The organism is Collinsella aerofaciens (genome assembly GCF_039752985.1).
Classification (GTDB): Bacteria; Actinomycetota; Coriobacteriia; order Coriobacteriales; family Coriobacteriaceae; genus Collinsella; species Collinsella aerofaciens_BT.
The window spans coordinates 1-17,671 of record NZ_JBDMHA010000024.1 but is presented as its reverse complement, the minus strand read 5'-3'; the positions used below and the strand labels follow the sequence as shown (position 1 = coordinate 17,671).

General features: G+C 59.5%; 12 protein-coding genes and 1 tRNA gene. 9 read left to right on the top strand and 4 right to left on the bottom strand.

Annotation, left to right across the window (positions count from 1 at the left end; genetic code table 11):
* Positions 1 to 46: 46 nt before the first annotated feature.
* Positions 47 to 457 carry a hypothetical protein gene (locus ABHR76_RS04635; RefSeq protein ID WP_346976947.1) on the top strand — a complete coding sequence of 137 codons (411 nt, stop codon included), beginning with the start codon at positions 47 to 49 and terminating at the stop codon, positions 455 to 457.
* 223 nt (positions 458 to 680) lie between these two features.
* Positions 681 to 2,771, top strand: a complete 2,091-nt coding sequence (locus tag ABHR76_RS04630) for an AIPR family protein (RefSeq protein ID WP_346976946.1) — start codon at positions 681 to 683, stop codon at positions 2,769 to 2,771.
* A gap of 42 nt (positions 2,772 to 2,813) precedes the next feature.
* On the opposite strand, the gene ABHR76_RS04625 is transcribed toward ABHR76_RS04630, so the two are convergent.
* From ABHR76_RS04625 to ABHR76_RS04615, 3 genes are all read right to left on the bottom strand, one after another.
* The gene (locus ABHR76_RS04625; RefSeq protein ID WP_346976945.1) at positions 2,814 to 3,323 is read right to left on the bottom strand and encodes a hypothetical protein; all 510 of its coding nucleotides are present in this window, start codon (positions 3,321 to 3,323) and stop codon (positions 2,814 to 2,816) included.
* Between the two features lie 664 nt (positions 3,324 to 3,987).
* Positions 3,988 to 4,674 (bottom strand): DUF5710 domain-containing protein, encoded by a 687-nt coding sequence (locus ABHR76_RS04620; protein WP_346976944.1) that lies wholly within the window; start codon positions 4,672 to 4,674, stop codon positions 3,988 to 3,990.
* Positions 4,675 to 4,968: 294 nt separating this feature from the next.
* Positions 4,969 to 5,043, bottom strand: a tRNA-Val gene (locus tag ABHR76_RS04615).
* Between the two features lie 289 nt (positions 5,044 to 5,332).
* Between ABHR76_RS04615 and ABHR76_RS04610 the strand changes: the two genes are divergently transcribed.
* The 3 genes from ABHR76_RS04610 to glmM all read left to right on the top strand — a co-directional run bounded on the left by ABHR76_RS04610 (position 5,333) and on the right by glmM (position 10,170).
* Complete coding sequence (locus ABHR76_RS04610; RefSeq protein WP_172676314.1) at positions 5,333 to 6,355, top strand: DMT family transporter; 1,023 nt, start codon at positions 5,333 to 5,335, stop codon at positions 6,353 to 6,355.
* 149 nt (positions 6,356 to 6,504) lie between these two features.
* Entirely contained in the window at positions 6,505 to 8,835 is a 2,331-nt protein-coding gene (locus ABHR76_RS04605; protein ID WP_346976943.1) for a DUF4012 domain-containing protein, read from the top strand.
* Between the two features lie 3 nt (positions 8,836 to 8,838).
* Positions 8,839 to 10,170 carry a phosphoglucosamine mutase gene (gene glmM, locus ABHR76_RS04600; protein WP_346976942.1) on the top strand — a complete coding sequence of 444 codons (1,332 nt, stop codon included), beginning with the start codon at positions 8,839 to 8,841 and terminating at the stop codon, positions 10,168 to 10,170.
* A gap of 97 nt (positions 10,171 to 10,267) precedes the next feature.
* On the opposite strand, the gene ABHR76_RS04595 is transcribed toward glmM, so the two are convergent.
* On the bottom strand, positions 10,268 to 11,851 hold the full coding sequence (locus ABHR76_RS04595) for a carboxypeptidase M32 (protein WP_346976941.1): 1,584 nt from the start codon (positions 11,849 to 11,851) through the stop codon (positions 10,268 to 10,270).
* Positions 11,852 to 12,354: 503 nt separating this feature from the next.
* On the opposite strand from ABHR76_RS04595, the gene pheS reads away from it, so the two are divergent.
* From pheS to ABHR76_RS04575, 4 genes are all read left to right on the top strand, one after another.
* On the top strand, positions 12,355 to 13,431 hold the full coding sequence (gene pheS / locus ABHR76_RS04590) for a phenylalanine--tRNA ligase subunit alpha (RefSeq protein ID WP_346976940.1): 1,077 nt from the start codon (positions 12,355 to 12,357) through the stop codon (positions 13,429 to 13,431).
* Positions 13,432 to 13,494: 63 nt separating this feature from the next.
* Positions 13,495 to 15,948 carry a phenylalanine--tRNA ligase subunit beta gene (gene pheT / locus ABHR76_RS04585; RefSeq protein WP_346976939.1) on the top strand — a complete coding sequence of 818 codons (2,454 nt, stop codon included), beginning with the start codon at positions 13,495 to 13,497 and terminating at the stop codon, positions 15,946 to 15,948.
* Between the two features lie 246 nt (positions 15,949 to 16,194).
* Complete coding sequence (cbiM, locus tag ABHR76_RS04580) at positions 16,195 to 17,277, top strand: cobalt transporter CbiM (RefSeq protein WP_346976938.1); 1,083 nt, start codon at positions 16,195 to 16,197, stop codon at positions 17,275 to 17,277.
* The coding region (locus ABHR76_RS04575) for a hypothetical protein (RefSeq protein WP_346976937.1) at positions 17,255 to 17,671 on the top strand (417 nt) is incomplete at its 3' end. The genes cbiM and ABHR76_RS04575, both read left to right, overlap by 23 nt.

Here is a 17,671-nt window from a genome sequence, read left to right as displayed (position 1 = left end):
TCAGGCGGCATTCGACGTGCCCATGGGCTAAAAAACCGACTTCAACATGCTTGCCACGTACAAAGAGGACCTGGACGAGGCGTACTTCCTTATGAGCGCACCCATGCTCGCCGGCAAGCCGCTGCTCATAGACGAAAACCAAAAGCTGCTGCTGCAGTATCAGGTGGGCGATGTGGACAAATACACCGTGGTCATTTGGCTGGACGGCGACGACCCGGAGTGCGTGGACAAGATCATCGGCGGCGCGGTGGAGTTCGGTTTTGACTTTGATTCGTCCGAGACCGACGATTCGAGCCTGTTCGTTAAGTTCGTGCAGGATATTGCCGACACCCTCACCGGCAATGACCCCATTAGTGCGAGCGGCAACGAGGCGCCCGATTACTACAAGGAACACAACGTGACCCGGAGTAACCGTCGCAACCAAAAGAACTCACCCACAGGGGACGGGAACAAGTAGGACGAACAAGCGCCGGGCCGGAAGTGATTCCCCGGCCCGGCGCTTTTGCGGGCAGATCGAGACAACGGACTGAATTGGCGTTTGGACGGCGGCGTATGTTATCCGTCGCATGACCTCGCTGCCGTATTTCTAAATGTGGCTGCCGCTTGGTGGTTTGAGATCTTGATCGCCCTAATGAGTGGTGATCTAATTTCGCTTAAGCAGATTTAGGATGGAGTGGCGTATGGGCATCACGTTCGACAGATCAGAGTTTAATGCGGATATCACATCAAAGATGGACGATATTCGTGAAAACTATTTGGATGATGGCGAAGGGGATGATGTCGCCTTCGCCTATACCGTTGCGGCCGTTTTTGAAGGCGAAGATATTCTTTCCGATGAGAATAGCTTTATCTATACCGATGGGGCCAATGACCACGGTGTTGATTTTTACATTGCGCGCGATGATGGCTACACGTTCTATCAATGCAAATCGTGCAATCTGGATAATTATCCAGAGGGAAAAGTGTTTGACGCAACACCTGTTAATGAGTTGCAAGAAGCTGTTGAGTTTATTACTTCGGATAATGATGCTGGTTCGAACGCCGGTGTGAGAAAACTGAAGCAGGGATATCAATTCAAAAAGGCTAATTGCATCTTAACTGCCGTGCTTGCGCTTGAGGGTAGACTCAGCGACTCTGCAAGAAGGCGTTTTGAGGAGGTACGTTCTCAAAAAGCCAATGAGGGAATAAATATCTGTCTTTACGAGGAGAATGATATTTACGATTGTTGGCACAGAAATGATGAGGTTGCCAACCGAACCCATATCGAGTTAAAGCTGACTACGCGTGATATTAATGATTGCGTTATATGGCAAAACGGCTGGTTCTGCGCTGTCTTGGATGTCAAACCGTTAATTGACGCTATTGCAAAATACGGATATGACTTGTTTGACATGAATGTTCGATCAACGTTGAAGGGGTCGAACGTGAATGCGGCAATCAAGAAGCAGCTGTCGACTGAAAAGGGTAGAAAGCGTTTCGTCCATCTTAACAATGGAATCGTGATTACCTGCAACAACTATGTGAAGCCAAGTCAAGGGGACAGGAAGCCTTCGATTAAGGTGGCTGATGCCCAAGTAGTGAACGGCTGCCAGACCCTGAGCACTATTTTTGACTTTTACATGGCATCTAACGATAGCGTGAAAGAGAGCATCTGTTCCGATGTGAAGATCATTGCTAAGGTCTTAAATAGCAGTACGGCAAATCAAGATGAGCTGCTCGACGACATCATCGTCGCATCGAATCACCAGAACCCAATGAATGATCGCAATCTAAAGTCCAATTCTGCCGAGCAGCGAAAGCTGCAGTCTTCTTTCTATAAAGACCCACTTAAAAAAGAGATGCGTTATTTCTATATCAGGAAGGACGGAGAACTCGACTCCTTCCTTCAGTCGAACAAGCGTGAGCCAAAGAAAAGTTACTTCGAGATTAAGGGATCGACGAGAAGGGGCAAGAATCGTTACAGGTATATCGATAACGAAGACCTGGCAAAAATCTGGTGGGCATGGATCGGAAACGCTCCTAAAGCCAATGCTGGCGGAGTTAAGTACTTTCGAGACCCGGAGTATTCCTCCGTGTTTGCGAAGAGGCCTTCTCCTGCCCTCTGGGAGCAAATGAAAAAGCCCAACTTTAGCTATAAAGCCGATTTACTTGAGGACGGACAGCCCACTCAATATCAATTGCTATTGGCAATGGCGGTCGGGCGCTATCTTGAATACCGCGTCAAGCCTGTTGGGACGACGAAGCTGAAAAACGAGGCTCTGGCAAGGCTTGAGGATACTGGTGTTGTCAGCCCGAGGGCGACTCAACAGGAGAAACTCATCGCACTAAATGAAGATAATGACTTTTTGTTTGGTGTTTGGAAGGCACAGATGGCATTGTCGGTTGCTGAAATTGGATCATTTTTGCTTTGCAATAAATATGGAACCCTCGATTCTGATACATGCAAACGCCTTCTAGACCTCAATGATGTTTCATTTTGGCTGAAGAAGGGCATGGATAAATCTGTCATCGAAGACTCTGACATTACTGAAGGGCCCAACCGCTTGCTCGTTCCGCTATATGAGCTGGTTAATCAGGGGCTTCGGGGTTTCCTGAAGGACAACAAGAGGCTAATTCTGGGCCAGAGCAGACCAAAGATGTATCTGGGAAGGCGCGAGAATCTTATCGAAATTAAGAAAGAGTGTCTTGAAAGAAACGAACTGTATAGAGAAGACAAGTTTGAATTTAAGCCAAGCGGCCGTTCTTATCTTGAGGCATTTCCAGAGGTTTAGTGGGCGTCGGACCGGGAGTGATTCCCCGGCCCGACGCTTTTGTTATGCCGAGGTTTTGTCGTCGGAAGCGGTGGCTGCTGAGGCTCCGTCCAGCAAGAACAGCCGTAGAGCGAGCTTGATCGCGTAGCCCGGCTTGACCTGCGCCGCGTCTCCCGAGCGCTCGCCGAGGTCGCTGCAGTAGGTGTAGACGTCACGGATCAGGTCCGCGCCCGAGAGCGTGAACATGTAGCCCGCGTCCGAAAGCGCGTTGGGCGCTGTAGGCAGCCCCGCAGCTTGGCAAAAACTCGCAAGGTCGGGGTCCATGACAGCCTCGTAGTCGATCGCGGTGCCACGGTCCTGAGCGGTCTGCTCCTGCTTGCGGGTGTACGACAATGCCGCCGCCAGTACAAAGCTGGGCGTGGGCGCATTGACGTCGTCGGTGGTGGCGACGAGCTTACCGGCCGCTTGCGTGACCAGCCAGGCGACTTCGCGCTGACAACGAACGGCCTTGCGCGTCACCGGCTTGATCGATCCGGACGAAACGCTTCCCTTGGGTTGGTTTGCGATAGCCATAGGGGTCTCCCAATAAACAGCCGCCATATGCAGGCAGAAATTACACGTGCTACATCCAGTATACCGAGTGGGGAAGGGACGGGAAGTTCGATTTCTCGGAATCACAACGTCGGGTGGAAGTCGTTGCTCCGTATTAGGCAGGTGCTGTCCGTTGCAGCCTAATCATGTCGATTGATCGGATCGTGCCGCGCCGCAGCGAGAACTACACGATCCTGCCATCCTCTCCTCAACAGCTAAAACGGGAAAGGAAGGACCATGGGATGGCGAAGCGATATCGCGCGAGGCGTGTATGGAAATCTATCGCGAGCGTTAATGGACCGGAACCTGTTCCCGCTAGTCGAGGCGACCTGCAGCCAAATCCATCTGCCGTGCCCAAGCTGCGGCGCAGGCCTTCCATGCCTAGAGATCAGTTACATCGACGTCCGCGACAAACACGCTGCCGACCCGCGGGCTCGAATAGGCCTGCGTCTTCCAGTCTATCCTCAGCAATGCCCAACTTGCGGATGTGCTATTACCTATGATGATGCGGAGCCATAGCTTCGAAGACTGAATATCTAGTCGGGCAAACCCGGTGATTCGACATTTTCTGCGTTACACAAACAGCTCAGCTACCTGCGCATACTCGATTTTCGAGGAAGTTCGGACTCGATTTTCGAGTTTTGCCCTACAGGTAAATCCCCTCGAGCAGGCTCTTGTGGAACTCGGCGTGATGGTCACGTGCCCAGGTAAAGAGCACCTGGTCAAAGTCGGTGCGCGTGGCCGGGACGCCAAATACGCCGGCAACTTCGACGCGCACAAACTCCAGTGCCGGCAGCTTGTTGATGGCAGTGAGGGCAAATGGGGACGAGGGCTCCTCGAACAGATAGCGGCTGCCTTGCAGCGCGTCGCAACTGGTGCACGTGTTGCCGAGCGACGGGGCTTTGGAGGCTCGCGCGCCTACGGGCTTGTAGCCGCAGCGCTTATGAAGGTAGTCGCGGATCTCGCCCGGCACGCAGCCAAGAGCGGGCACGATGGCGAGTGCGTTGGCGTTGGCCGTGTCGATGGCAATGTGCCCGGCTTCGTTGGGCGCGTGCGCGATGGCGATGCTCTCGTCGTTATCGGTTCGATAGGGAATGCCGAAGGCCGCGACTGAGGTCTCTTTGTGACACTTCCAGCATTCGCGCTTGCCCAGTACTAGATATATATACGGCGCTGAGGGGTCGGATCGGTCAACACCGGGCAGCCACTCGGCAAAGGGCTCGGGGTTGACGCCGCTGGGTACATACCAGATCTTCTTGGTCCGGTCCCATTTGGCGCCCAGCGCCTTGGCTTCTTCTTTGTGCGAAAAGGGGACATCGAGCTCGGTGCGCATGGCGGCTCCTTGGTGCTGCAGGTGCAAGTGGCTCAAGGATACCGCAGGACGCAGACATCGCGGCGTTTTGCTGAGAAGTTGCGGCTCGGATGGGTTCGAGACGTGTTGGTCTCGGCCTCGGTGACTATTGGGGCGGTTTTGATTGACTGCGGAGTCAGCCGGGATAGGCACTTGGGTCGCTGACGCGGTTTTGTGTATGGGCAGGGTGGTTGCTTGGGCGGTTGGAGCTGCCAGCTGATTTGGCGACATAAAACAAAACAGCCCAGAGGACATAGCCTCTGAGCTGCGAACATTTGGTGGGCGTTAGAAGATTTGAACTTCTGACCTCTTCCGTGTCAGGGAAGCGCTCTCCCCCTGAGCTAAACGCCCGATCAAGGGTGCGCAAGCGCGCAAGGGATAATATAACGGAGCCTGAACTCGGTGGCAAGAACATTTTTAAAAATCGCTTACATTGTGGAATTCGGGGGCTTTGTCGCATCCATTTCAAAAGAGCCTGCTGCCGCGATTTGGCTGTCGCATAATGCAAGGCCATTGCGGTATCGAGCTATGGAAAGACGCCTGCGGAATTGTCCTACCGATAAGCGGACAAGCCTCCAGCTGGTGACTTCGCCGTGGTAAGGTAAGCCGAATTGTTTCCAGGCTGTTTCGGGGGAGTGGAATGAGCAAAGAGTGTGTCGAGCAGGTCGAAGGCGCAGGGGCTTCGGTGCCGATGACCGATATATCGAACATTGATGTGCCCGAGGGCACCGACGAGCTCAGCCGCAACACCCGTCGCGCATGGCGCGACCGCCTGAACAGCGCTTCGACGCGCAAGATGATCACGGGCGTCTTGGCTACGCTGGTGGGCGGTTCGTTTTGGGGCTTCTCGGGCACCAGCGCGAGTTTTTTGTTCGATACCTACCATGTCGATACGCTGTGGCTTATGAGCGTGCGTCAGATTCTCGCCGGTCTACTCTTTATGGCCGTGGTCGTTACGCGCGACCGCGAGCGCCTGGTTAAGCTCTGGACCACACCTGCCGATCGAAGGCAGCTGCTGCTTTTTACCGCCTTTGGCCTGCTGTTTAACCAGTTTTGCTATCTTTCGGCCGTGCGCCTGACCAATGCCGGAACCGCAACGGTGCTTCAGTGTCTGCAATTGGTCATTATCATGGGCTACACCTGCGTGGTCGACCGCCGCATGCCGCGCGTGCGCGAGGCGGTCGGCATCGGCTTGGCCCTGGGCGGCACCTTTTTAATCGCTACCGGAGGTGATCCCACCAGCCTGAACATCTCGCCGCTCGGCTTGATCGCGGGCCTCATGTGTGCGGTCAGCGCCACCTGCATGGCAGTGATTCCCGCTAAGATTCTGCCCGAATACGGCAGCCCCATCGTCACGGGTTCGGCCATGCTCACGGCAGGCATCGTTTCGTGCGCCGTGGTTCAGCCCTGGGCGCATATGCCGGCACTTGACGCTGTCGGTATCGAGGCTCTCGCGGTGTTCGTGGTCATCGGTTCGTTTTTCGCCTACATGCTCTATATGCAGGGCGTTAAGGACATCGGTTCGGTGCGTGCAAGCCTTATCGGAACCGTGGAGCCGGTCTCGGCGACCATCACCAGCGCTGTTATGCTGGGCACGGTGTTTTTGCCGACCGACCTTATCGGCTTCGCCATGATCATCGTGATGATGTTCCTTACGGTGTAGCTGGCGCCGCCGCCAAGACAGATAAGGTGTTGTGCCACATTTTCGCCAATTGATATCCGTGTCTGGAATTTAGCTGTCGATGCTCAATATGCCATAAACTAATAGCGTTATGGACTTTTCTATTGCGACTCAATTGCGAGGATTTCTTTATGGCTGGTAATCACTTTAAGGGCAGCGACAGCGGCCGTCCTGCAGTTCCGCCGCGTTCGAACGGGGCCGGAAAAGCTGACATGCCGAGCGGAGCTGGTCAGAACAGCGCCGGTAAGCGCACGTCTCCGGGCGAGACGGCGATGTTTACCGCTCTGTACGAGCAGTCTCAGAAGGCTAAAAAGACCGGTCGCGCAAGAGGGAATGTCTTTGCGGGCGGTGCGACTCCCACGTCGCAGCCGAGTGGGGCTCCTTCGACACCTGCGAACAACGTAGGCGCTGCCAACGCCGCGAATACCGCCGGCAACATTAATGCCGGCAATGCCGCCAACAATACTCCCTCTGCCGGTGGCGCGGGGCTTACGGGCAACCTTGGTACGATCTATACGGGTGCCTCCGAGACCGGCACGTTCGCCCGTTTGGAAGATAACGGTGCCGAGTTTAAGGGCTCCGGTTCCAAGGAAGATTATTACGATTTTGGCCTGAACTATGGCAACGACGCCTCGTCGAGCTCGACCTCGGACGGCCTGGTTCGTCATCGCCATCGCAAGGGCGAGCGCAAGAAGCGCCACACTGGCGCCATTGTCGCCGCCGTAGTCGTGGTGCTTCTCGTTGCGCTTGGCGCAAGTGGCTTTATGCTGCTTAACTCGGCTAAGACCGTAAAGGGTGAAGCAAAGGAAGCCGTCGAGATCGTCGGCAGCCTTAAGGACAGGGTCACGTCGGGCGATTTTTCGACGCTGCCCGATGATGCGAAGAAGATCGACGAGCTCTGCACTAGCATGAAATCGGAGACCTCGAGCCCGCTGTGGACGATGGCTTCGTTTGTCCCGGTGTACGGCAGCGATATCTCCGCGGCCCGCACCATGATCGACGCCCTGTCCGACGTTTCGAGCAACGCGCTGGTCCCCATGGCCGATAACCTTTCGCAGGCGACGCCCGGCAAGCTGTTCCAGGACGGGACGATCAACGTGTCTGCGCTGCAGGCGGTCGCCGATTCGCTCTCCGATAGCTCCAAGGTGTTCAAGAGCGCCAATAAAAAGGTCCAGGGCATCGGCGATACGCATATCGCCCAGGTGACCGAGCTGGTCGATAAGGCCAAGGACGGTTTTGCCACCTTGGACGGTGCGGTCGACGCGGCAGAGCAGGTCGCCCCCGTCCTACCCCAGATGCTCGGCGCCAACGGCCAGACGCGTCACTATCTTGTGCTCGCGATGAGCAACGTCGAGATTCGCGCCTGCGGTGGTTTCCCCGGTTCTCGTGGCGTGATGTCGGTAACCGATGGCAAGCTCGAGCTCGGCGATTTTGTCAAGGTCGACATGATGAAAGAGCCTTTGAGCCCGCTTCCCATTACCGACGAAGAGGCAAACCTGTTCACGACCGGATGGGGCCTGACGGGATTCAACACGCTCGGATACACGATGGGCGACGTTACGATGACGCCCGATTTTCCGCGCGCGGCTCAGCTTGCCAGCGATATGCAAAAGGCCATTGTCGGAGATGACATCGACGGCGTATTTGCAGTCGATCCGGTATTTCTGCAGTATATGCTCGGCATTGTAGGCGGCACGCAGCTTCCTGACGGTACCGTCGTCGACGGAAGCAACGCTGCAAAGGTGCTGCTGCACGATATTTATTGGAATTACCCGGTAGAGGAGCAGGACGCCATCTTTGCGGCGGTCGCCGGCTCGGCTTTCAACAAGATCGTGGACCAACTGGGCTCCAGCGATGTCACCAAGATTGCCGCTGCTATCGAAAAGGGTGCTTCCGAGGGCCGTATCCTGATGTATTCGAGAAACGATGACGAGGAAAAGGCCGCAAAGGCCCTTGGTATCTCCGGCGCTCTCCAAAACGATCCTTCGGAGGCTCCGATTCTGGGCGTCTACGTCAACAACTACAGCTACTCCAAGATGGATTGGTTCCTCGATAAGCGAACCAGCATCGATTCTGCTGTTGAAAATGCCGACGGTTCGACGACGTATCACGTGACCACCACGCTTAAGAACACCATGACCTCTCAGGAGAAGGCCGAGATGCCGGGCTATTTCCAGGGTCATAACGGCATAAGCCAGGATATCGACGACGAGGTTCTGAGGCTCTACCTCTATGCTCCCGCGGGAGGCAGCATTTCGGACATTAAGACTTCTGGCTCCGGTTCAATCGAGATGAATGAAGCGACGCATGATGGCCTGAAGGTTGCATGGGGCGGTGTCCACATGCTTCTGGGGCAAGATATAAAGGTCGAGTACACGGTTACGACTTCTAAGGACTCTGGGCACAAGGAGCTCCAGGTTCGTACCACGCCAACCGCTCAAACGTTCGAACAGGATAAGTAAGATATGAAGTACTTTGGCACCGACGGCTTTCGCGGCGAGGCCAACGTTGGGCTGACGGTAGAGCACGCTTATAAGATTGGCCGTTTTGTGGGCTGGTATTACGGCGCCAACCGCAGTGCTAAGGCGCGCGTTATCGTGGGCAAGGACACACGTCGCTCGAGTTATATGTTCGAGGCGGCGCTGGTGAGCGGTCTGGTCGCGAGCGGTGCGGACGCCTATATGCTGCACGTGATCCCGACGCCGGGCGTGGCGCATCAGACCGTGGAGGGCTGCTTCGATTGCGGCATCATGATCAGCGCGAGCCACAACCCGTTTTGCGATAACGGCATTAAGCTCGTCAACAGCGACGGTTTTAAGATGGACGAGGACGTACTGGAGCTTATCGAGGACTACATCGATGGCAAGAGCGAGGTGCCGCTGGCCACGGGCAACCACATCGGCGCCACGGTGGACTACATGCAGGGCCGCAACCGCTACATTGCTTCGCTCATCGCCAGCGCGAACTTTTCGCTGCAGGGCGTCAAGATCGGCATCGACTGCGCCAACGGCTCGGCGTCCTCGGTGGCCAAGCCGGTGTTTGACGCGCTGGGCGCCGACGTGCGCGTGATCAACGCCGCGCCCGATGGTTTTAACATCAACGTCGACTGCGGCTCCACGCATATGGAGCGTCTGCAGCGCCATGTGGTGGAGCAGGGCCTGGACGTGGGCTTTGCCTACGACGGCGATGCCGACCGCTGCCTGGCCGTGGATGAGCGCGGTCGCGTGGTAGACGGCGACCAGATCCTGTACGTGTGCGGCGTGTATCTGAACAAGCACGGGCGACTCTCGGGCGGTACCGTGGTGCCGACGATTGCCAGCAACTTTGGCCTGGTCAAGTCGCTGGAGCTTGCCGGTCTGAGCGCCGTGACCAGCGGCGTGGGCGACCGTCACGTGTATGCCAAGATGCGAGAGGGCGGCTACAGCCTGGGTGGCGAGCAGACGGGCCATACGATCTTTGGCGATATCGAGCGCACGGGCGACGGCATTATGACCTCACTGCGCGTGATGGAAGTGATTCGTGCCGAGCGCGAGACGCTCTCGCAGCTCACGGCTCCGTGCAAGCTGCTGCCGCAGGCGCAGGTGGCCGTGCACGTGGCGGACAAGGACGCCGCGCTCGAGAACATGGGCGTGCAGAACGCCATCGCCGAGGCCGAGGCTGCGCTGGCAGGCGAGGGCCGCGTGCTCGTGCGCAAGAGCGGAACCGAGTCGGTGATTCGCGTTTTGGCCGAAGCCCCCGACCAAGCATCCGCCGATGCTGCCATGAAGCGCATCGCCAACGCGCTCGAGGCTCTGTAAGGTAGTCATTGGGGACGTTCTTAAACGACTAGGTGGAAAGGGGACGCTGCGGATTGGTTCCGCGGCGTCCCCTTTGCGTTGGCGTGTCGGTTATGCCTTACAGCTCGTAGAGCGTGGTGAACTTGTCCTGCAGGTAGCTGCAGTAGTAGCGGGCGTCAAAGTCCATGCCGCAGGCGCCCTTGATGAGTTCCGGCGCGTCCTTGGCGCGGCCCCACTGCCAAATGTGCTCGCCCAGCCAGGCGCGGACGGGCGCCAGATCGCCGCTCGCGCAGGCACCGGTAAGGTCGACGCCGTCGCGGCACATGGCCGGCACAAACATGGCGTCGTAGGCGCTGCCCAGCGCATAGGTGGGGAAGTAGCCAAACGAGCCACCGCTCCAGTGCGTATCCTGCAGGCAGCCGCGCGTGTCGTCGGGAACGGGAATGCCCAGGTACTCGTCCATAAAGCGATTCCAAAGTGCGGGGATGTCCTTGGCCGTGGCCTCGCCGGCAAACAGCATGCGCTCGATCTCGTAGCGCACCATAACGTGCAGCGGATAGGTGAGCTCGTCGGCCTCGGTGCGGATCAGCGACGGCTGTGCGATGTTCACGGCGTGGTAGAGCGTGTCCTCGTCGACGTCGCCGTAGACCTCGGGTGCGTGGCGGCGCAGCACCTCGAGCAGCGGTCCCATAAAGGCGCGGCTGCGACCCACGGTGTTTTCGAAAAAGCGGCTCTGGCCCTCGTGGATGCCCATGGAGGTGCCACCCTCCAGGCACGTGCGCGCATAGGCAGGATTGACGCCCAGCTCGTACATGGCGTGGCCCGCCTCGTGGATGATGCTGTAGACGTTGGAGATGCAGTCGTTCTCGTAGATGTGCGTCGCGATGCGCGCGTCGCCCACGGCAAAGCCCTCGCTAAACGGGTGCTCGGTAAAGGCAAGCGTGGTGTCGTTCAGGTCCAGGCCGACGAGCTTCATAAGGTCGAAGCTCATGGCGCGCTGGGCGGCCTCGGGCACGCGGGCGTGCAAAAAGTCGGCAGCGGGCTGCTGGCCGCGCTCGCCGATGGCATGCACGAGCGGCACGACCGTCGCCTTGACCTCATCACAAAACGCATCGAAGCTCTTGGCGGAAAGGCCGCGCTCGTACTGGTCGAGCCAAACATCGTATGGGTCGCGCTTGGGGTCCATGAGCTCGGCCTGATGCTTAAGTTGGGCGACGATTCTATCCACATAGGGCTCAAAGCTCGCCCAGTCATTGGCCGTCTTGGCCTTGTGCCACACGGCATCGGCCTCGCAGGTGAGCCTGGTCCAGGCCTCGGCCTCCTCGGTGGGGATGACGCTCGCTTCGCGCTGGTCGCGGCCGAGCACGCGGATCTCGTCGAGCAGCTGCGGGTCGTCGATCTTGCCGTCGGCGACGGTCTCGCGTGCCAGCGAGCGCACAAGTTCGACAGACTTTTTGCTGGTCAGCAGCTTGTGATGCTCGCCAGCAAGGGTGCCCATGGCGTCGGCGCGCGCTGCGGCGCCGTTGGCGGGGGCAATGGTCGCGCCATCGAACTCGGCGATCTTGAGCAGGTACTCGCGGGTCCACAGCTTGCCCTCGAGTTTGCGGAACTTTTTGACGGCCTTGTCGACTTTAGCGGCCTTGACGCCCTTGGCGGCCTTTGCCACGGCTGCCTTGGCCTTCTTATCGAGTTTCTTTCCCATACCGTATCCTTAATCTCGCAGGCCGAGCGTCGCAAGCGGGTGCGCGGCCAGTTTGCACAGCTACCTGCCTTGTACCCAGCGCGAACAAAACGGAACGCGGCGATGCGCTCGCGAAATGTGTTATCCTATAGCCCAATGCGTTGACGGAGAGGGTTTTGCCCGCCGCGTCGCCGGCAAGAGAGGGAAGGTCATGGGCTGCAAGCCTTCCTGCGGTGGCAAGGGCCAAGCGTTCACTCCCGAGCAGCGACCTCAACGGGCACGCGGCCGGCGGCAGCGAGGCCCCAGTAGGGAAGCCGTGAGCCTCGCGATAAGGGGCGCAGAGTGGGCGCGGCGGGCCAGACATCCGCCGGGTCAAACAAGGTGGTACCGCGGAATTTAACCGTCCTTGGGCAATGCACATGCCCGAGGGCGGTTTTTTGTTACCGAACCGGGCCGCGTTTTCGCAGCGCCAAGTGGCATCGGTCGCCCCGGCAAGCGAATGCGCGAGAGACGAAAGGGAAGACATGAGTCTGATTGATGATCTGGTCAAACTCGAGGAAGAGGCCAAGGAGCTCGTTGCAGGCGCCGACGACGCCGCCAAGCTCGAGGCTGCGCGCGTTGAGCTGCTCGGTCGTAAGGGCCGCATCACCGGCCTGATGCGCATGATGGGCAAGCTCGCCCCCGAGGATCGTCCCGTGATGGGCAAGCGCGCCAACGAGATGCGCCAGCTGATCGAGGGCATGCTCGACGAGCGCACCACCGAGATGAAGGCTGCCGCCCTCAAGCGCGCGCTCGAGCACGATGCCGTCGACATCACGCTGCCGGGCATCCGTCCGCAGATCGGCCACCAACACCTGATCAAGCAGATCATCGAGGAGGCCGAGGACATCTTCTGCGGCATCGGCTACACCGTCGAGTCCGGCCCCATGGTCGACACCTCCTACTACAACTTCACCGCGCTCAACGCCCCCATGGATCACCCGAGCCGTTCGGCTCGCGATACCTTCTACGTGGTCGACAACAACCCCGGCAGCGTCGCGCACCCCGAGGCTCATGCCCACGGCGAGTCCGACGTGCTGCTGCGCACCCAGACCTCGGGCGTGCAAATCCACACCATGGAGTCGCAAAAGCCGCCCATCTACATGATCTGCCCGGGCACCGTCTATCGTCCCGACACGGCCGACGCCTGCCACCTGCCGCAGTTCAACCAGATCGAAGGCCTGGTCGTCGACGAGGGCATCACCTTTGGCGATCTTAAGGGCACGCTCGACTACTTTGTTAAGTGCATGTTTGGCGAGGACCGCAAGACGCGTTACCGCCCGCACTTCTTCCCCTTCACCGAGCCTTCCTGCGAGGTGGACGTAAGCTGCCACGTCTGCGGCGGCAAGGGCTGCAACTTCTGCAAGCACAGCGGCTGGATCGAGATCCTGGGCTGCGGCATGGTCGACCCCAACGTCCTGATCAACTGCGGCATCGACCCCGAGAAGTACACCGGCTTCGCCTTTGGTATTGGCGCCGAGCGCGTCGCGGCACTGCGCTACGATCTGCCCGACCTGCGCACGTTGATGACTGGTGACATGAGGTTCTTGAACCAGTTCTAGAACGCTTTCTTCTTAGTTGCAGTTTCCGGCTCAAAGCCGCATTTATGAAAGGAGACCAGTTAGATGCGCGTTTCTTACGACTGGCTCAAGACCATGATCGATATTCCGGAGGATCCCAAGACCCTTTCGGACGAATATATCCGTACCGGCACCGAGGTCGAGGCGATCGACACCGTGGGCGAGTCCTTCGACCACGTGGTGACCGCCAAGGTACTCACCAAGACCCCGCACCCCGATAGCGACCACATGTATGTGTGCTCGGTCGACGTGGGCGACAAGAACCTCGACCCCGACGGTAATCCCGCTCCGCTGCAGATCGTCTGCGGCGCGCAGAACTTCGAGGCCGGCGACCACATCGTCACGGCCATGATCGGCGCAGTTCTGCCCGGCGACGTCAAGATCAAGAAGAGCAAGCTTCGCGGCGTCGTGTCCATGGGCATGAACTGCTCCGCGCGCGAGCTCGGTCTGGGCGGCGACCACTCCGGCATTATGATCCTGCCCGAGGATACGCCCTGCGGCATGCCGTTTGCCGAGTATGTGGGCTCGAGCGACACCGTGCTCGACTGCGAGATTACGCCCAACCGCCCCGACTGCCTGTCCATGATCGGCATGGCCCGCGAGACCGGCGCCATCTTCGACCGCGATTTCCACGTTGAGCTGCCCGCCATCAAGGCCGAGACCGGCCGCGCGACCGACGACGAGCTTTCCGTCGAGATTGCCGACGAGGGCCTGTGCGACCGCTACGTTGCCCGCATCGTGCGCAACGTCAAGGTCGGCCCGTCGCCCGACTGGATGGTCAAGCGCCTTAACGCCCTGGGCGTGCGCCCGCACAACAACATCGTCGACATCACCAACTATGTGATGATGCTCACCGGTCAGCCGCTGCACGCCTTTGACCTGGACACCTTTGCCGCGCGCGATGGCCACCGTCGTGTGGTGGTTCGCGCCGCCAAGCAGGACGAGAAGTTCACGACGCTCGACGGCGAGGAGCGCGTGCTCGACGCCGGCATGGGCCTCATCACCGACGGCGAGCGTCCCGTGGCGCTGGCCGGTGTCATGGGCGGCATGGATTCCGAGATCGAGGACGATACCGTTGACGTGATGGTCGAGAGCGCCTGCTTCAACGCCGGCCGCACCTCGCACACCAGCCGTGACCTATCGCTGATCTCCGACGCCTCCATCCGCTTTGAGCGCCAGGTCGACGAGACCGGCTGCGTGGACGTCGCCAATGTGACGTGCGCGCTCATCGAGGAGATCGCCGGCGGCGAGGTCGCCCCCGGCTATGTGGACGTGTTCCCCGCGCCCAAGACCATCGACAGCATTAAGCTGCGTTTGGCCCGCGTGCACGCCATCTGCGGCGCCGACATCGAGCCCGACTTTATCGAGCGCTCGCTTACCCGCCTGGGCTGCACCGTCGAGCGCGACGGTGAGGACTTTATGGTCACGCCGCCGAGCTTCCGTCCCGACCTGCCGCGCGAGATCGATCTGATCGAGGAGGTCCTGCGCCTATGGGGCATGGGTCGCGTCACGGCGACCATTCCGGCTGCCAAGAACCATATCGGCGGTCTGACGCGCGAGCAGAAGCTTACCCGCAAGGTCGGCGAGATCCTGCGCGCCTGCGGCCTCAACGAGACCACGACTTTTGGCTTTGCTGCCCCGGGCGACCTGGAGAAGATCGGCATGTCCACCGAAGGCCGCGGCTGCCCCGTGGTGCTCATGAACCCGTTGGTCGCCGAGCAGACCGAGATGCGCCGCTCGCTGCTGCCGGGCTTACTGCAGTCCGTTGCCTATAACGAGGCCCACGGCACGCCCAACGTGCACCTGTACGAGGTCGGCAGTCTGTTCCACGGTCGCGAGAATGCCAGCCTGCCCAAGGAGACCAAGTCCGTCGCGGGCGTGCTCTCGGGCCAGTGGAGCGAGCAGTCCTGGAACATGAAGTACCGCAAGCTGCGTTTCTTCTTTGGCAAGGGCATCGTCGAGGAGCTGCTCGCCCAGCTGCGCATTGAGAAGGTTCGCTTCCGTCCCGTCGAGGGCGAGAGCTATGCCTTCCTGCAGCCGGGTCGTGCTGCCGAGGTGCTCTCGGGCGGTACCGTGCTGGGCTGGGTCGGCGAGATTCACCCCGAGGCGCGCGAGGCCTGCGGCATCGATGAGGTCGTCGTTGCCTTTGAGCTCGATCTGGACAAGCTGATCAAGGGCGCCCGCAATCAGGAGAACTACCGCGAGTTCTCGCAGTACCCTGCCGTTGAGCACGACCTTGCTATCGTGGTCGACAACACTGTGACCTGCGAGGATCTTGAGCGTCGTATTACGAGTGCCGGCGGCAAACTGCTCGAGGGCGTGCGCCTGTTCGACGTCTACCGCGATCCGGTCCGCATCGGAGCGGGCAAGAAGTCCATGGCCTTCGCACTTACGTATCGCTCCGACGACCACACGCTCACCAGCGAAGAGGTCGAGAAGGCGCACCAGAAGATCGTCACCAAGGTGTGCAAGGGCGTAAACGGCGAGGTCCGCGGCTAGGGCTTGCGCTGGGGTATAGGTCAGCGGTGGTTGCCGCCGAGTCCTACACGACTGCTGTTCTCGGTATAAGGCACCGTTGAGCCTGCATATATGACACGCGCATTACATAACGGCGTGCTGCTTTGTCGGCAGTGCGCCGTTTTGCTATGATAGCCCGCGGCGTGTTACGAATCTGACATTACGTAACACTGGAAAGGTGATTCAAACGGCGTTGCAATTCCGTGCGCCGACAACCGGGAGGCGTACATGCACATTCCAGATAATTATCTGTCCCCGCAGACCGATGCCGTTATGGCGGTGGCGATGGTGCCCGTTTGGATCCACTGCATCAAAAAGGTGCGCGCCACGCTCGATCGCGAGCACATGGCTTTCCTGGGCATCTGCGCCGCGTTCTCCTTCCTGCTTATGATGTTCAATGTGCCGCTGCCCGGCGGCACCACGGGTCACGCCGTCGGCGGCGCGCTCATCGCGCTGTTGCTGGGTCCCGAGGCCGCGGCCATTGCGGTCTCGGTCGCGCTGGCACTGCAGGCGCTGCTGTTTGGCGACGGCGGCATCCTGTCCTTTGGCGCCAACTGCTTTAACATGGCCTTCGTGTTGCCGTTTGCCGCTGCTATCGTGTTTCGCGCGCTCAACAGCCGTTTGCACGACAAGAGCTGGGGCACCTCGGTTTCGGCCATCGTAAGCGGCTGGGTCGGCCTGTGCCTAGCGGCCCTGTGCGCGGCAATCGAGTTCGGTATTCAGCCGATGCTCTTTACCAACGCTTCGGGCGCTCCGCTGTACTGCCCCTTCCCGCTGTCCGTGGCTATTCCGGCCATGTTGATTCCGCATATGCTGGTTGCCGGCGTGGTCGAGGGCGTGGCGACTGCCGCGATCTACGGCTTTATCAAGAAGACGGCGCCGAGCGTTATCGTCGGCCCCGAAGCCGCCGATGGACAGCTCGCCGGCGATGGTACTGCCAAGAAGACTTCCCTGGTCCCCATGCTCATCTTGGTTGCCGTGCTTGTCGTGGCTACGCCGCTCGGCTTGCTTGCCACAGGTGACGCATGGGGCGAGTGGGACGCCGAGGGCGCCGCGACCGCCGTTCAGGAGGCTGGTGACGACAGTCTGCAGGCTTCGGTCGGCCTCGATGCCCCGACCTTTGCCGACGCTCTGCCTACGGGTGATTACCTGCAGGCCTATTCCGAGGAGCAGGGTCTTGGCTTTGCCGGTCAGGCTGCCATGTATATCCTGTCCGGCGTGATTGGCGTGGCGGTGCTCACCATCGCATTCCGCCTGGTCTCGCTGACGGTCAAGGAAAGCGGTGCTCATGGCAATAGCCGAGCTGCCTAGCTGGCTTGCGGTCGAGCAGCGATACGAGCCCGTGGGGGCTCGGCATCGTGTGATGCAAAAGAATGTCCTGCACCTGGCGAGCCTGCTTGAGCGGGTTCGCTTGGGTGGAGGCGCGCACGAGGGCGGGTCGATGGTCGACCGCGCCCTTTCTTGCGTTTCGGCTCCGGTGCGCCTGGTGGGGATGTTCGTCTGCGTTCTGTGCGTGTGTCTGACGCAGAGCCCGTTGTACCTCATGTTGATGGCGGCTATCGCGCTGGTGCTGGTCGCGGTGCGCCCCGCACGCGGGCTGCGTGCGACCATTGTACCGGCGCTCGGCGCCACGGGGCTTGCGGTGGTTCTGGCGTTGCCTGCCCTGCTGCTGGGCGCGTCTGCCACGGGCGCCATGCTCAAGATC

What these genes read in the sequence shown, in the direction of transcription:
- ABHR76_RS04635 (WP_346976947.1), top strand. Translation starts at nt 47, where the DNA reads ATGCTTGCCACGTACAAAGAGGACCTGGACGAGGCGTACTTCCTTATG.
- ABHR76_RS04630 (WP_346976946.1), top strand. Translation starts at nt 681, where the DNA reads ATGGGCATCACGTTCGACAGATCAGAGTTTAATGCGGATATCACATCA.
- ABHR76_RS04625 (WP_346976945.1), bottom strand. Translation starts at nt 3,323, where the DNA reads ATGGCTATCGCAAACCAACCCAAGGGAAGCGTTTCGTCCGGATCGATC.
- ABHR76_RS04620 (WP_346976944.1), bottom strand. Translation starts at nt 4,674, where the DNA reads ATGCGCACCGAGCTCGATGTCCCCTTTTCGCACAAAGAAGAAGCCAAG.
- ABHR76_RS04610 (WP_172676314.1), top strand. Translation starts at nt 5,333, where the DNA reads ATGAGCAAAGAGTGTGTCGAGCAGGTCGAAGGCGCAGGGGCTTCGGTG.
- ABHR76_RS04605 (WP_346976943.1), top strand. Translation starts at nt 6,505, where the DNA reads ATGGCTGGTAATCACTTTAAGGGCAGCGACAGCGGCCGTCCTGCAGTT.
- glmM (WP_346976942.1), top strand. Translation starts at nt 8,839, where the DNA reads ATGAAGTACTTTGGCACCGACGGCTTTCGCGGCGAGGCCAACGTTGGG.
- ABHR76_RS04595 (WP_346976941.1), bottom strand. Translation starts at nt 11,851, where the DNA reads ATGGGAAAGAAACTCGATAAGAAGGCCAAGGCAGCCGTGGCAAAGGCC.
- pheS (WP_346976940.1), top strand. Translation starts at nt 12,355, where the DNA reads ATGAGTCTGATTGATGATCTGGTCAAACTCGAGGAAGAGGCCAAGGAG.
- pheT (WP_346976939.1), top strand. Translation starts at nt 13,495, where the DNA reads ATGCGCGTTTCTTACGACTGGCTCAAGACCATGATCGATATTCCGGAG.
- cbiM (WP_346976938.1), top strand. Translation starts at nt 16,195, where the DNA reads ATGCACATTCCAGATAATTATCTGTCCCCGCAGACCGATGCCGTTATG.